The sequence below is a fragment of the Roseomonas sp. F4 genome (assembly GCF_053891155.1).
In genome coordinates this window covers 337,297-352,154 of record NZ_JBSSHK010000005.1, presented here as the reverse complement: position 1 = coordinate 352,154, position 14,858 = coordinate 337,297, and the positions used below count along the sequence as shown (strand labels likewise).

12 protein-coding genes are annotated in these 14,858 nt (G+C 70.6%); 6 read left to right on the top strand and 6 right to left on the bottom strand.

What is annotated here, in order from left to right; genetic code table 11:
- The first annotated feature begins 3 nt into the window (after positions 1-3).
- A complete protein-coding gene (locus ACVFYP_RS21465; RefSeq protein ID WP_499202253.1) occupies positions 4-1,113 on the top strand; it encodes an OpgC family protein in 1,110 nt (369 codons plus the stop codon).
- On the opposite strand, the gene ACVFYP_RS21460 is transcribed toward ACVFYP_RS21465, so the two are convergent.
- From ACVFYP_RS21460 to ACVFYP_RS21450, 3 genes are read right to left on the bottom strand one after another with little or no spacing between them, the layout of a single operon-like run.
- Positions 1,110-2,891 (bottom strand): adenine deaminase, encoded by a 1,782-nt coding sequence (locus ACVFYP_RS21460; protein WP_499202252.1) that lies wholly within the window; start codon positions 2,889-2,891, stop codon positions 1,110-1,112. The genes ACVFYP_RS21465 and ACVFYP_RS21460 overlap by 4 nt on opposite strands.
- Positions 2,888-4,459, bottom strand: coding sequence for an ABC transporter substrate-binding protein (locus ACVFYP_RS21455; RefSeq protein ID WP_499202251.1), 1,572 nt, complete (start codon positions 4,457-4,459; stop codon positions 2,888-2,890). The genes ACVFYP_RS21460 and ACVFYP_RS21455 overlap by 4 nt, the downstream gene beginning before the upstream one ends.
- The gene (locus tag ACVFYP_RS21450) at positions 4,456-5,151 is read right to left on the bottom strand and encodes a phosphoribosyltransferase (RefSeq protein ID WP_499202250.1); all 696 of its coding nucleotides are present in this window, start codon (positions 5,149-5,151) and stop codon (positions 4,456-4,458) included. Before ACVFYP_RS21450 ends, ACVFYP_RS21455 begins: the two co-directional genes overlap by 4 nt.
- A gap of 75 nt (positions 5,152-5,226) precedes the next feature.
- Between ACVFYP_RS21450 and ACVFYP_RS21445 the strand changes: the two genes are divergently transcribed.
- The 4 genes from ACVFYP_RS21445 (at position 5,227) to ACVFYP_RS21430 (ending at position 9,343) form a co-directional block, all read left to right on the top strand.
- Complete coding sequence (locus ACVFYP_RS21445; RefSeq protein WP_499202249.1) at positions 5,227-5,811, top strand: DinB family protein; 585 nt, start codon at positions 5,227-5,229, stop codon at positions 5,809-5,811.
- Positions 5,812-5,821: 10 nt separating this feature from the next.
- Positions 5,822-7,003 (top strand): amidohydrolase, encoded by a 1,182-nt coding sequence (locus ACVFYP_RS21440; protein WP_499202248.1) that lies wholly within the window; start codon positions 5,822-5,824, stop codon positions 7,001-7,003.
- Positions 7,000-7,929: a nucleoside hydrolase gene (locus ACVFYP_RS21435; protein ID WP_499202247.1), complete on the top strand. Its 930-nt coding sequence runs from the start codon at positions 7,000-7,002 to the stop codon at positions 7,927-7,929. The genes ACVFYP_RS21440 and ACVFYP_RS21435 overlap by 4 nt, the downstream gene beginning before the upstream one ends.
- A gap of 157 nt (positions 7,930-8,086) precedes the next feature.
- Positions 8,087-9,343 carry a patatin-like phospholipase family protein gene (locus ACVFYP_RS21430; RefSeq protein WP_499202246.1) on the top strand — a complete coding sequence of 419 codons (1,257 nt, stop codon included), beginning with the start codon at positions 8,087-8,089 and terminating at the stop codon, positions 9,341-9,343.
- A gap of 7 nt (positions 9,344-9,350) precedes the next feature.
- Here ACVFYP_RS21430 and ACVFYP_RS21425 read toward each other — a convergent pair whose 3' ends face one another.
- The 3 genes from ACVFYP_RS21425 to ACVFYP_RS21415 all read right to left on the bottom strand — a co-directional run bounded on the left by ACVFYP_RS21425 (position 9,351) and on the right by ACVFYP_RS21415 (position 13,932).
- A complete protein-coding gene (locus ACVFYP_RS21425; RefSeq protein WP_499202245.1) occupies positions 9,351-12,278 on the bottom strand; it encodes an ATP-binding protein in 2,928 nt (975 codons plus the stop codon).
- Entirely contained in the window at positions 12,278-13,369 is a 1,092-nt protein-coding gene (locus tag ACVFYP_RS21420) for a TRAP transporter substrate-binding protein (protein ID WP_499202244.1), read from the bottom strand. The genes ACVFYP_RS21425 and ACVFYP_RS21420 overlap by 1 nt, the downstream gene beginning before the upstream one ends.
- Positions 13,370-13,617: 248 nt before the next feature.
- Complete coding sequence (locus ACVFYP_RS21415) at positions 13,618-13,932, bottom strand: hypothetical protein (RefSeq protein ID WP_499202243.1); 315 nt, start codon at positions 13,930-13,932, stop codon at positions 13,618-13,620.
- Between the two features lie 142 nt (positions 13,933-14,074).
- On the opposite strand from ACVFYP_RS21415, the gene ACVFYP_RS21410 reads away from it, so the two are divergent.
- Complete coding sequence (locus ACVFYP_RS21410) at positions 14,075-14,818, top strand: glycerophosphodiester phosphodiesterase family protein (protein ID WP_499202242.1); 744 nt, start codon at positions 14,075-14,077, stop codon at positions 14,816-14,818.
- Positions 14,819-14,858 lie beyond the last annotated feature (40 nt).

The window sequence follows — 14,858 nt, the reverse complement described above, 5'->3', positions numbered from 1 at the left end:
GCCATGGCCGCCGTGACCCTGAAGCGCCCGCCGCGAGACCTGCGCCTGGATGTGCTGCGCGGCTGGTTGCAGGTTTCCATCTTCATCGCCCATGCCTTCGGCGCTGTCTTCTTCTGGGGCATCCATGCGAGCTGGGGTGTCTCCGACAGTTCGGAGCAGTTCGTGCTGCTCTCCGGCCTGGCGCTCGGCTCCGTCTTCACGCTGAAGCGGGCGCGGGATGGGTTTGGCGCGGCGCTGCGCGACCTGATGGGGCGGGTGCGGAAGCTGTACCTGACCCATCTGGTGGTCTTCGTATTGTTCGCCGCCATGGTGTTCTGGGCGCGCATGACCTCCCCCGTGCCGCCGGAGGCCGTGGGCTGGGGCTGGCTGGCGGAGGACCCGCTGCGCGCCATCGCCGGCACGCTGGTGCTGCTCTACCAGCCGGCCTTCATGGATATCCTGCCGCTGTTCGTGTTCTGCATGCTGATGCTGGCACCCTTCCTGTGGTTGCTGGAGCGGGTCGGGGACCGGGCCTTGCTGGTGCCCTTCGGCCTGTATGCGGCGACGCAGATCTTTGGGCTGACGCCGCCGGGGCTGGGTGGCACCGAGATCGGCTTCGATCCCTTTGCCTGGCAAGTGCTGTTCCTGCTCGGTGCCTGGTGCGGCCGGCGGGCGCTGCTGGGTGGCGCACCTCTGCCAAGGCATCCGATGCTGTTCATGCTGGCGGCGCTGGTGGTGGCCGCGGGGCTGTGGGTGAAGCTCGGCCATTATGGCTGGGTCATGCCGGCGCCGGCGCTGCTGGAGAATGCGGCGCATAAGCCGGTCCTCGGCCCGCTGCGGCTGGCCCATGCCTTGGCTCTGGCCTGGCTGGTGGCGGTGCTGGTGCCGCGGGAGGCGCCCTGGATGCATGGCGCCGTGCCGCGTGTGCTGGCCGTGATCGGTCAGCACAGCCTGCATGTCTTCTGCTTCGGCCTGTTCCTGTCCTGGGGCGTCGCCACGGCGCTGGCCGTGCATCCGGCCGGCGCCTTGGGGCTGGAACTGCTGCTGATCCCCGCCGGCATCGCGGCGCTGGCCGGCTTCGCCGCCATGCTGCAACGGCGGCGGCATCCGGCGCGCTGCGCGGCGCGTGCCTAGACCGGAAGAGCCTCCGCCGGATCGAAGACCTCTCCGGTGCCGCCATCGGTCAGGCCGAGATCGGTCAGATGCGGCCCGGCATTGCAGGCGAGCGAAATGCCGGTGATGCCGCGGAAGATGCGATAGGGCGGCTGCCAGTCGCACACCTGGTCGGCCGCGGCCCGCAGCGCCGCGAAATTGCGGGCGGTGAGGGCGGGGGGTGTTTCGGCCAGCAGCCCGGCGATGGGCAGTGGCAGCAGCGCCGTCACCGCGCCGTCCTGCGCCACGGCCATGCCGCCGCCCGCTGCGATCACGGCATTCGCGGCGGCGGCCATGTTCTCCGCGGTGTCGCCCAGCACCAGCAGGTTGTGGCTGTCATGGGCGATGGTGGTGGCGATGGCGCCCCGCATCGCGCCCCAGCCATCCGTCAGACAGGTTTTGGGCAAAGCCGGTGCGCGGCCATGGCGGTGGATGATGGTCAGCACGGCGTGGCGGGGCGGCACTTCTGCCACGCCGTCCCGCACCGTGACATCCGCCTCGCCCCATTCGGTGAAGCGGGACCCGATGATGCGGCGCAGCCTCGCCTGGCCGTCCCGAACGCCGTTCACATGCAGCCGAAAGGCATCCGGCGTCTGCGGCGCGAGCTTCATCGTATTGGTGGGCGCATCCACGCGACGCGCCGGCGCCGTCACCAACGCGCCGTTGCGCGCGACGACCACGCCATCGGCCAGCACGCGATCCACCGCGACCGTGGCGAGGTCGGACAGCACGACGATATCCGCACGTCGCCCAGGCGCCACCAGCCCGAGATCATCGCGCTTCAGCCGCATCGCCGCGTGCAACGTCGCCAGTCGGATCGCCGAGATCGGCGACAACCCGCGTGCGATGACCCGTGCAATGGTGTCGCGCAGCCCGCCCTTGGCGACGAGTTCATCCGGAAAAATGTCGTCCGTCGCAAGCACCAGATTCGCCGGCAGCAGTGGCAGCGTGGCCAGCGCCGCGACGGCGCCGGGCAGCACCTGGTCGTGGCTGCCGCGCAGCTCCACCGTCAGGCCCGCGCGCAGCTTTTGCAGAAAATCCTCGGCGGCGGTGATCTCATGGTCGGAGGTGACGCCGGCCGTGACGTACGCTTGCAGCTCCGCATCCAGCAGGCCGCGCGCATGGCCGTTGACGTTCTTGCCCGCGGCCATGCCCGCGCCGACGATGCCCGTCATGTGCGCCGTGCCGCGCAGCACGCCGGGCATGTCCATCACCTCCGCCACCCCGACCACTTCGGGCCAGGACAGCATTTCGGCCATTTCCGCCGCGCCGATCTCCGCGCCGGCCAGTTCCAGCCCGGGGGCGGAGGGCACGCAGGACGGCGCCGCGACCAGGGTGCGCAGCGGCAGATCGCGGGAGGCTTCGACGGCCCAGCGCACGCCCGGCACGCCCAGGACATTGGCCAGCTCATGCGGGTCCCAGACGCAGGTGGTGGTGCCGGCGGGGACGACGACGGCGGCGTAATCCGCCGGCGCCATGCAGCTGCTTTCGTAATGCAGATGGCTGTCGATGAAGCCCGGTGCCAGGAAGCGCCCCGCCACATCCTCCATACGCTGCGCATCGCCCCGCTCGCCGGGCGGATGGACGGAGGCGATCAGCGGCCCGACGATGCCGATATCCGCCGCGCGCAATTCGCCCGTCGCGACATCCACCACGGTGCCGCCCACCAGCAGCAGGTCGAAGGGCGCCGAGCCGCGTGCGGCCTGGACGGCGCGGGCGCGGATGGCGGGATCGACGGCTTCATTCCCCCCTTGGCTCATCGCGCGGCGCGCCCGGCGGTGAAGGCCAGCGTCATCTCATCGGTCCGCGCCTCATAGGTGAAGCCGCGGCGCATCGCCCAGGTGTTCACGGGGAAGTACAGCGGGATCAGCGCCGTCTGGTCCACCAGCGCCATCCGCGTCGCCTGCTGTGTCAGCGCGCGCCGCTGGTCGTCATTGATGGTGGTGCGGGCGCGCTGGATGATGGCGTCGATCTCGGGGTTGGAGAACCGCCCGCGATTGGCGGTGCCGAGGCCCAGCGTCGTGTCCCAGCTATGGACCTGCGTCTCCAGCATCCCCAGCAGTTCCGGGTTGGGGGAGAAGCCGGCGAGGTTCACCGAATAGCGCAGCTGCGCCGCTTCGCTCAGCCACATGGCGCGGGTCTTGGTCTCCACCGTCGTGGCCAGGCCGAGGCGGGTCCACATCTGGGCGATGGCCTGCACCACCTGCTCGTCATTCGGGTAGCGGTCATTCGGCCCGTTCACCTGCACGGCGAAGCCGTTGGGGTAGCCAGCCTCGGTCAGCAGGCGCCGCGCCTCCGCCAGGTCGAAGGGCGGCGCGGTCATGTCAGGCGAGGTGCCGAAATAGCCGGGCGGGCCGAGATCGCCGGCCGCCAGGGCCTGGCCCTGCATGGTGCGGCTGACGATGGCGTCCCGGTTGATGGCGAGCGACAGGGCGCGGCGCACCCGCGCATCGCGCAGCGGATTGTCGATGCGCGACCCGTCGCGGCCGCGAATGAAGGGGCTGTCCACCCGGTCGCTGTCCAGCGTCAGGAAGATCAGGCGGTTCGATGGGCTTTCGGCGGTGGCGAAGCGTGCGGTATCGGCCTTGAAGCGGGTGAAGTGATCGGGCGGCACGATCTCGATCATGTCCACATCGCCGGCCTGCAACGCGGCGACGCGGGCGCCGGCATTCGGGATCGGGCGGAATTCCACGCGCTGGAAGGCGGGCGCGGCGCCGGCGAAGGCCGGGTTGCGCTCCATCACCACCGGGCTGCCGGGCTGCCAGGAGACATGGCGGAACGGCCCGGTGCCGACCATGGCGCGTCCGGCATTGTAATCCGCGGTGCTCGCACCCTCCCCATGCCGCTTGGAGACGATCATCACCAGCGCCAGGAAGTTCGGCAGCAGCGGTGTCGGCTGGCTGGTGCGGATGCGCAGCGTGGTCGCATCCACCGTCTCCACCCCGGTGATCGGGCGCGTGGCGTAGCGGAAGGAGGAGGGGGAGTTCGGCACGTCCCCGGCGCGGCTGATGGTGAAGGCGATATCCTCCGCCGTCACGGGTGCGCCGTCATGGAAGCGGGCGGCGGGGTTGAGCTTCACCTCCCAGGTCAGCTCGTCGATTGGCCGCAGCGATTCGGCGATAGCCGGGCGCAGGTCCTGCTTCGCGTCCTGTTCCATCAGCGGCTGGAAGACGTGGCGCGCGAAGGCGATGTTGGTGATGAGGCTGGCGAAATGCGGGTCGAGGCTGGTCGGCCCGGCCTCCACGCCGATGCGGATATTGTCCTGCGCCAGAGCGGGGCTGGCGATCAAAGCGGTGCCGAGCAGGGCGGCGCGAAGCTGGCGGATCATGCGGCGTGGTCCTCGGCGGGAAGGGGCAGGCAGAGGTGATGCGGGGCAGTCCCTTCCTCCGGCAGCCAGCCGGCGGGGGAGGGGCGGAAGATGGGGGTGGCGAAGGCGGCGCGGACCGGGATGGCGGCGGGCCAGGCGGCCTGCCAGCGGTCGCCTTGCGCCATGGCGACCAGCAGCCCCACCGGGGTGACGCCCGCGGCCGCCAGCAGCGCCAGCCCGGCGAGGGCGGAGGTGCCGGTGGAGATCACATCATCCACCAGCAGCACGCGCCGCCCCGCCAGCCGGTCCAGGATGCGCGGATCGAGCCAGAGCCGGCGCGGGGTGGGGGAGGTGATGGAATGGACCGGCACGGACAGCCGTTCCTCGTACCATCGCTTGCGCGACCAGCCGGGTGCGACCCAGTTCGTATGGCCCAGCGCCTCCGCCACCAGCGGGGCGAAGACCTGGCCGAGGCTGGGCAGGCCGACCACCACCTCGGGCTGCAAGGGTCGGGCGGCCTCGGCCATCCAGCCGGAAAGGCGTCGGATGACGGCAAAACTGGCCTGGTTGGCGATCAGCCCGGCCACGCCAAAATCGGAAAAGTCGCGCAGCGGCAGGTCCAGCAACGCGCCATCCGGCATCGGCGCGGGGTAGCGATCGTGATAGGGCGCGCGCGAGGCCGGCGGCGCGCCAAAGTGCTGCCAATACGCCATCCGGGATCCATTGGGTGTGCGGCGGCAAACTGCCATGCTCGGCCGGTCAACCGCAACCGGCGGAGCGCATACCGCATGACCCCGAACCTGTTCCACGCTCAGGCCTGCAACAACGCCTGGTCCAACCACCGCCTGCTGAAGGCCTGCGCCGGGCTGACGTCGGAGGAGATGGCCGCGCCGCGCAGCGGCTTCTTCCCCAGCCTGATCGCGACGCTGAACCATATCCTCATCGTCGACTGGTTCTATGTCGATGCGCTGGAAGGCGGCTGGCTCGGCCCCGCCGCCTGGGCCAACCGGATCCCGCATCCCGATCTGCCCGGCCTGCACGCGGCGCAGGCGGCGGTGGACCGGCGGCTGGTGGCGCATTGCGCCGGGCTGGATGAGGCAGCGCTGGCGAGCATCGTGCGAGTGAACCGAGATACGCGGGTGCAGGAGGAACGGCGCGACCGGCTGCTGCTGCACCTGTTCCAGCACCAGATCCACCATCGCGGCCAGGCCCATGCCATGCTGTCCTCCACAAGCGTGAAGCCACCGCAGCTCGACGAATTCTATTCGGTGGGGGAAGCGCCGCTGCGCGCCGCGGAATTCGCGGAATTGGGGCTTTCGGAGGAGGCGATCTGGGGGCCAGGAAATGCTATGCCGCCCGCCTCCACCGCCTGAGGCGCGCCCCTTGCCCAGCCCCGATGACTTCGCCCCCCGCCTGCCGGAACTGACCGCCTGGCGTCAGGATTTCCACCGTCATCCGGAGCTCGGTTTCGAGGAGCACCGCACCGCCGCACGCGTCGCCGCATTGCTGCGTGGCTGGGGCATCGCGGTGACGGAGGGGATCGGCGGCACCGGGGTGGTCGGCACGGTGCAGGGCCGCAAGCATGGCTCCCTGGGCAACCGCGCCATCGGGTTGCGCGCCGATATGGATGCGCTGGCGATGACCGAGGACACGAACCTGCCTTATGCCAGCGAGACACCCGGCCGGATGCATGCCTGCGGCCATGACGGTCACACCACCATGCTGCTCGGCGCCGCCGAGTGGCTGGCGGCGAACCGGCACCGCTTCGCTGGCACCGTGCAACTGATCTTCCAGCCGGCGGAGGAATCGCTCGGCGGCGCGCGGGTGATGGTGGAGCAGGGGCTGTTCGATCGCTTTCCCGTCGACGCCGTCTACGGCATTCACAACCTGCCAGGCCTGCCGCTCGGCACCATCGCCGTGCCGAAGGGGTCGGTGCTGGCGAGCTCCGACACCTGGGAGGTGACCTTCACTGGCGCCGGCACCCATGGCGCCAAGCCGCATCTGGGCACCGATGCCACCCTGGCCGCGGCGCAGTTCATCACCGCGATCCAGGCCATCGCGGCGCGGGAGGTCGACCCACTGGCCACCGCCGTGGTCAGCGTCGGCCATATGGCGGCCGGCAATCCGGCTGCGCCGAATGTCATCCCCGCCACCGTCTTCCTGAAGGGCACCGCCCGTGCCCTGACCGAGGCGGTGCGCGCCCAGATCGAGACTCGCATCGGCGAGATCGCCCAGGCCGTCGCCACCTTGTACCGGCTGCGGGCCGAACCGCGCTACATCCGCCGCCTCGCCCCCACGGTGAACCATGCGGCGCAGGCGGCGGTGATGGTGGCGGCCGCGACGGGCACCGCAGCCGCGGTGCAGGACGACCACCCGCCGATCACCGCCGGCGAGGATTTTTCCGAATTTCTGGCCCTGCGCCTCGGTGCCTATGCCTGGCTCGGCACCGGCGACCCGGCGCATCCCGAGGGCGTGCACCACAACCCTCATTTCGACTTCGCCGATGCTGCCTTGCCGCATGGCGTCGCCTTCTGGTGCAATCTGGTGGAGCGGGAACTGGCATGAGCGCGCGCATCACGCTGATCGATTGCGACCCGGGCACGGATGACGCCATCGCGCTGTGGTTGGCTCTGGCCTCGCCGGAGCTGGATGTGCGGCTGGTGACGGTGGCCGGCGGCAATGTCGGGCTGGCCTCCACCACGGCGAATGCGCGGGCCATCGTCGGGCTGACCGGGCGGGACATCCCCGTGGTGGCCGGGGCCGAACGTTCCCTGATGGCGCCGTTCCGCTTCGAGACGGCGGTGCACGGCCAGGATGGGCTTGGCGGCGTGACGCTGCCGGAGGGGCCGCCGCTCGCGCCCGGTATCGCCGCGGACGCCATCCGCGACCTGTTGCGCGGCGCGGCGCCGGCCTCCGTCACCCTCATCGGCCTCGGCCCCGTCACGAACCTGGCGCTGGCTTTCGCGACGGAGCCGGCGCTGGTCGATCGGGTGGCGGAGATCGTACTGATGTCCGGCGCCTGGTCCGAGGGCAACATCACCCCCGCCGCCGAATTCAACGCCTGGAACGACCCGGAGGCCCTGGCCATCCTGCTCGGCCTGGGCTGCCCACTCACCATGGCGACGCTGGACCTGACCGCCCAGGCCTTCGTGACGCCCGATGTGGTGACGGCGCTGGAGGCGCGGGCGGGTGGCGCCTGCTGGCGCGCGGCGACAGCCATCCTGCGCGCCTTGCCCCCCTCCCGCCGCATGGGGTTTCGGGGCTTTCCGCTGCACGATCCCTGCGCGATCGCCTGGCTGCTGGCGCCCGACCTGTTCGGGGCGAAGGAAGCCCATGCCGAGGTGGATTGCGGCCCTGGGCCGGGGCGGGGCCGCACGCTGATCGACCGCTGGCAGCGCCTGGGCCGGACTCCCAATCTGCGGCTGCTGGAAACGCTCGATGCACCGGGTTTCTTCGATCTGCTGGCCAGGCGTATCGCGACGCTGCCCTGATCTTCTTCAGGATGCGTCAATGCCGGCCGGGCCAGTCTCCGCCGCTCAGGACCTGGCATGCGATTCCGTCCATGCGCGCCAGCTCTGTTGAAACGCGCGATTCAGACCTTTGGTGCCCACGCACCTCGGGCCATCACACTTCAGGGGCAACAGCGCGATGAACCGGCCAGGACCCCTTTTTCGGCTGCTGATCTGTGCCCTGCTGCCGTGGCTCGGCGCCTGCGCCAGCATCACCCGCAATGCCGTTCCGACCGAATTGGCGAGTGAGGCGCATCCGCTGGGTCTTCCCGGCCTGCGCGTCTGGGGCGATGTGCTGGAGCCGAATGCGCTGGACGCGCTGGTGGAACGCCAGGCCGGCATCCTGCGCCTGCGATATGGCGCAAGGGCAGAGGCGGGCCAGATGCCGGTCTTGCATTACCTGGCGCTGTCGGGCGGCGGGCCGGATGGCGCCTTTGGCGCGGGCGTGTTGAAGGCCTGGTCGCAATCCGGCACCCGGCCGCCCTTCGCCGCCGTCGCCGGTGTCAGCACCGGCGCCATCATCGCCCCCTTTGCCTTCCTCGGTTCCGACTACGATCCGGTGATCGAGGAGATCTACACCACGCTCCGCACCAGCCAGGTCGCGCGCAGCACGGTGCTCAGTGGGCTGATCTCCGGCGTGGCGCTGACGGATACGACGGGGCTGGCCGAGCGCATCGCGCATTATGTCGATGCCTCGTTGCTGGCGAGGATCGCGGCGGAATACCAGCGCGGGCGGTTGCTGTTTGTCGGCACCACCAATCTCGATTACGGCCGGCCGATGATCTGGAACATGGGCGCCATCGCCGCTTCCGGCCATCCGGGCGCCGTGCAGTTGTTCCGCGATGTCATCCGCGCTTCCGCCGCCGTGCCCATCGCCTTCCCGCCGGTCTTCATCCCGGTGCAGACAGCCGATGGCCGGCGCTTCGACGAGATGCATGTGGATGGCGGCGCCACCTCCCAGGTCATGCTGATCTCGCCGCAGGTGCCGATCGCGGCGCTGACCCGCCAGCAGATCGGGCGCAACATCGACCGGCGGATGTGGGTGATCGTCAACAACCGCGTGCTGACCGACCACGTGCCGGTGCGGCCGCGTATCTTCTCGGTCGGCGGCGCCTCGATCAGCGCGCTGATCCGCGGCAGCGCCATCGGCGACCTGTACAAGCTGTTCCTGATCGCCGAGCGGGATGAGGTGGAGTTCCGCGCCGCCTGGATCCCGCGCCAGATGCCCTGCACCGCGACCGAGGACTTCGACCCGGTCTATATGCGCTGCCTGTTCGACTTCGGTGCGGCGGAGCAGCGACGCGGTGCGCTGTGGAGCGAGCTACCGCCCTATTTCGTCCGCCCGCCGATCGCGCCGATGCGGGTCAGGGGTGAGGTGCCGGTGCGGGTGAATTGAACCCGCTTCAATTCCCCACGCCCTGGGCCAGGCGCGAGCTGCGCGATGGCGGGGCAGTGTCGTTCAGCGGAATGCGCTCCAGCGGCGCCTCGATCAGCGGCAGGGTGGCGGCGGCGGCCTCCAGCACCTGGCGCAGCGCCTCGGCGGGGTCGCGCTCGGCATGCAGGTCCTTTTGCAGCGCCTCGGTCAGCGCGCCGAGGCGGCGCGCGCCCAGCGTGCGGGCGGCGCCCAGCATGCGATGCGCGGCGTGGCGCAGGCGGGGAATTTCCTCGACGATCCCGGGCACCGACAAGGTCTCGTAGCCGAAGCGCACCTCGGAGACGAATTCGGCGATCACCACCTCCGCCGTCGGACCGAGGTCCGAGGCCAGGTTGCGCAGCGCCCCCTGATCCAGCAGCGGCTGCTGCGCCTCGGCGGAGGCGGCCGCGCTGGTGCCGGGCAGGGAGTCCCCCGCGGCCAGCCGGGCGACGGCGGCGATCAGCGATTCACGGTCGATCGGCTTCGCCAGATGCCCATCCATTCCGGCCGCGCGGCAGGCCGCGACCTGTTCCGGCAGCGCGGAGGCGGTGACGGCCAGCACCGGCACGCGGCGCCGGGCGCTGTCCAGCGCCCGGATGCGGCGGGTGGCTTCCAGCCCGTCCATCACCGGCATCTGCACATCCATCAGCACCACGTCATAGGCCTCGCGCTCCACGGCGGCCAAGGCCTCGGCGCCATCCGCGGCGCTGTCCACGCGATGCCCGGCGCCGACCAGCATGGCGCGCGCCACCATCCGGTTGGCGGCGACATCATCGGCCACCAGGATGCGCAGGCTGCGGCCCGGCGCGGGCAGCGCCGCATCGGGCAGGGCGCCGGGGACGGGCAGGGTGGGCAGATCCGGCAGCGCCACCTCCCGCAGCGGCAGCTCCACCCAGAAGCGGGCACCCTGGCCGGATTCGCTGTCGCAGCCGATGCGCCCGCCCATCGCCGCGGCCAGACGGGCGGAGATGGCGAGGCCGAGACCGGTGCCGGCGCCTTCCTGCCCGGCGACGGGGAAGAGCTGGGAGAAATCCTCGAACAGCAGGTGCCGCTTCTCCGGGGGCACGCCCGGGCCGGTGTCCTGCACCTCGATCCGCAGGCCGCTCCGGCCATCCGCCATCGGGCCCACGCGGAAGTCCACCCGGCCACCAGGCGGGGTGAACTTCACGGCGTTGGACAGCAGGTTCAGCAGCATCTGCCGCACCCGCGTCGCATCCGCCTCCACCGCCGGCGGCGTGCCGGGGGCGATGCTCAGCGCCAGGACCATGCCCTTGCGATCCACCTCCGGCGCCAGCAGCCCGGCGCAGCCTTCCAGCAGCGGCCGCACGGCGACGTCGCGCAGATGCAGATCGACCTTGCCGGCCTCGATCTTGGACAGGTCGAGCAGGCTGTTCACCAGCTCCAGCAGATGCCGCCCGGCCTCATGCAGCGTCACCACCTGCTCGCGCTGTTCCTCGTTCAGGTTAGGATCGCGCAGCAGCACCTGGGCGAAGCCGAGCACGCCGTTCAGCGGCGTGCGCAGCTCATGCGACATGCGGGCCAGGAACTGGCTTTTCGCCTCGCCGGCGGCGCGGGCCGAATCGCGCGCCTGGGCCAGGTCATCCATGGCGCGCTTCAGCGGCGTGATATCCGTGCGGATGCCCACCGTGCCGCCATCGGGCGTGCTGCGCTCCGTGATCAGCACCCAGCGGCCATCCGGCAGCAGGCGCTCGATCGGCGGGTTGTTGGCATGGCGCAGGGCGTCCATCTCGTCGACGAAGGCTTCGATGTCGCCCACCGCCTGGGGATACTGACCGCGCTTGGCGCCTTCGCGCATGATGTCGCGGAAGGCCGCGCCGGCTTTGATGAAGGGCGCGGAGATCGCGTAGAATTCCTTGTAGCGCTGGTTGCAGGCCAGCAGCCGGTCGTCCGGGCCGAACATGACGAAGCCGTCGGACATGCTCTCCAGCGCATTTTCCAGCGTCGAGCGCCAGCGGGCGCGTTCCGCCTCCACCTTCTCCCGCTGCCGCAGGCCGAGCAGCAGTGCGGCGGCCAGTGCCAGCACCAGGGCGGCGAAGGCGGCGGAGACGATCAGCGCCCTTTCGCGGTCGGTGCTCCAGCCCTCCAGCGCCGCCGCCAGCTCGATCGTGGTGACGATGGAGAGTGACGGGTAGAGCGTTGGCCGCACCGCGACCAGCACCGGCTCGTCATTGAAGCGGCTGCGCGTTTCCGTCAGCCCGACCAGGGCGGAGGGGGGGCGCGACAGGCGGCGGCCGATGCGGGTTTCGTCATGCGGCAGGGCGGCGAGCAGCGTGCCATCTTCCCGTTCCAGCGTGATGCGCAGGCCGGGGGCGCTGCCGCCGACGGACAGCAGGCTGCCCACCATCGGCACCGGCACTTCCGCCACCGCGGTGATCTGGCCCAGCACCGGCATCGTCACCGGGCGGGCGAAGAACAGCGCCCATTCGCCGGTTGCCGGGTTCTGCACCGGGCCGCCGATCATGACGCTGCCGGCATTGGGCGTCGCATCGGTGAAGGCCGCGCCGAGCGGCAGCGGCAGCGGGCGGCGGCGGGAGACGGCGAGGGAGGTGGCGATGGGCATCCCATCCCCCCGCACCAGCAGAACGTCGCGGAAGGTGAAGTTCTGGTTGTTCAGCTCCCGCATCACCCGGCCGGCCGCCATGGCGTCGAAGCGGCCGTCGCGGGCATAGGGTGCCAGGATGGAGGGCAGCCCCGCCAGCATCGCATCCACCTGCACGAAGCTGCGGTTGATGGAGGATTCGACCGCGCGGCTGACGCGGTCCGCCGTATCCGTCGCCGCTGTCAGTGCCGCGCCGCGGGAACGGTCGAGCAGCATCGCGGTCGCCACCACCTGTGCCAGAAGCAGCAGGATGGCGGCGGCCAGGACGGCGAAGCGGAGGCGGCGGGCGTTCGACATTACTCAGGCCGCGCCCGGATACCGAGAAGCGGGGCGAGGTAGTCGTTCCAGGCATCGACACAGTCCAGCCCGCAGCGGTTGACCCAGCGCGGCAGCACCACCTCCGTCAGCAGCCGGCGCCGGCGTTCGTCGTCGGCGGCACTCACCGGCACCACGGTCATGTTGCCGCGACGGCCCGCGGTGCAACCGGGCAGGCCGGCATTGCAGGCCAGGCCATCCCCGGTCTCGCGATCGGCCGCGGCCCAGATCTGCCGTTCCAGGTCATTGATACCGGTGCGGATGATCTGCTGGATGTCGCTGGGCAGGGCCGCCCAGGCATTCGCATTGGCGCCGAAGATGGAAATGCCCCAGGCCAGCGCCATGGCATGCACATGGCTGGTGATCTCATGCAGCCCGATGGCATTGCCGGACAGGGTGCCGGTGATGGCGCATTCCACCACGCCGCCGCGCAGCGCCTGCGCCACTTCCGCGAAGGGGATCACCACCGGGGTGGCGCCCAGCGCCTGCAACATCTCCGACTGCCCAACGGAGGAGGAGCGGATGCGCCGCCCGGCCAGATCCGCGAGACCCGAGAAGGGGCGGGAGCAGAACACGACCTGGGCGGGATAGGTGTAGATGCCCAGCAGCTCGATCTGGTAGCGCTCCCGCAGTACCTGTTCGATATGCGGGCGGAAGGCCGCCACGGTCTGGCGCAGGCTGGCCATGTCGGGCGCCAGCGCCGGCAGGTCCACCGCGTTGAATTCGGGTTCCTCGGTCGAGACGATGGCCAGCAGCGCGGTGCCGAAGGGCGCCACGCCCAGGCGCATGAGCTGCAGCATCTCCTGCCCCCGGATGCCGCTGCGGTCGAAGGGCGCGATTTCCGCCTGCACCCGGCCCTGCGTCAGCTCCGTGATGCGGCTGCGCCAGAAGGGCTCCTCGTAGCGCACATACTGGCTGACATCCGCCAGCCCGCCGACGATCTTGAGCCGGATGACCGGCGCCGCCGCGGTCGACGGCGCCTGCGCGCTGGCCGCGCCGCCAAGGGAGGCCAGGGCGAAAGCGGCGAGCGCCAGCAGCGTGGTGACCAGACGACGGCTATTGGTCGGCGGCATGCATGGCTCCCAAAGGCGATCATGACCCGCCCGGGGGGAGACGGGCTGCGGCGGCTGAAACCGTACCGCACACGATGCCTTATAGCAGGATCATTAACCGGTGCGGCAACCATGACGCGAGTGATTTACCGCGTAATCGCGCATTTCCCGTCCCATGCGAATTTACGCGACGAAAGTCACCCCGGCTGAGCACAAGCGCGGCCGCTGAGCCCGGCCCGGAGATCCGGGCGCGGTCCGCGCGGATGCGGTCATGCCAGCACCTCGCGCAGCCAGCCCTCCGCCTCGCTCGGCAGGTCCGACCAGGCCGCCCTGGGGCCGACGCTGGTCACCAGCAGCATCCCCGTCCGGTCGAAGCCGCGGCGGGTCAGAGCGCGTCGAAAATGGCTCAGCATGTAGTCTGGTGAGAGGTCGGTGGAGACCAGGATGGCATCGCTGCCCAGCGTCCAATGGGCGTCGGCGATTTCCCATACGGCGTCGCGCACGGCGAGGCGCATCGCCTCGGCCTCATCAGCCCCCAGCGCGTCGCCAGGTTCCGGACGGTGAATGACGATGGACAGGGTCACGAAGCCCTCCGCGCCTGAGGCTGCCGGCCGTGGATGGGCCTGTGCATTTATGCGCCGGGCCTTGCGCTGGTGCAATGCAACTCGCCGGCCCGTGCCAGCCAGGGCTGGATTCTGTCGCGCGGCGCGGCGATGCTGCCACGCCATGCCCCACAAGACCCTGATCGCCAGCCATCGCGGCGGCCTGTTCCTCTGGCCGGAGAACAGCGCCACCGCCTTCCGCCACAGTGCCCGCCTCGCGCTGGAGCAGGCGGAATGCGATATTCACATGACGGCGGATGGCGCGCTTGTCGTGCATCACGACGCGCTGCTGAACCGCACCACCGACCACACCGGCCCACTGGCGGCGCTGACGGCGGCCGAGGCCGCGCAGGTGCGCGTGCGCGGCACGGATGGGGAAGCGCCGCCGACACTGGCCGAGTACCTCGCCATCCTCGCCGGCAGCCCGGTGGCGCCGCGCATCGAGATCAAGTGCGACGTCAACGGCCGCCCCTATCCCGGCATCGTCCCGGCGACGCTGGCGGTGCTGGACGCGGCGGGTGAAAGGCGGCGGAGCTGGATCATCGGCTTCCACGCCGACACCATGGCGGCCGCGCAGCAGGCCGGCGGATTGGCCGGCGTGGCCTGGCTGCTGGAGCTGACGACGCTGCGCGATATCGGGGTGGAAGGGCTGCTGGCGATCGCCCGCGCCCATGGCTTCCCCGAGGTCGGGATGCATGAAAGCGCCATCGATGCGGAGCTGGTGGCGACGCTGCGCCGGGCGGGCCTTGGCATCGGCACCTGGGGCGCCAACCACGCGCCCAGCATCCGCCGCATGCTGGCGCTCGGCGTCGATATCTTCGCCACCGACGACCCACCCTTGGCCATCCGGCTGCGCGCAGCGGGCTGAGGCTGCGGGGAAACTTCAGGCGGGTTCCCCGTTTTGCCTG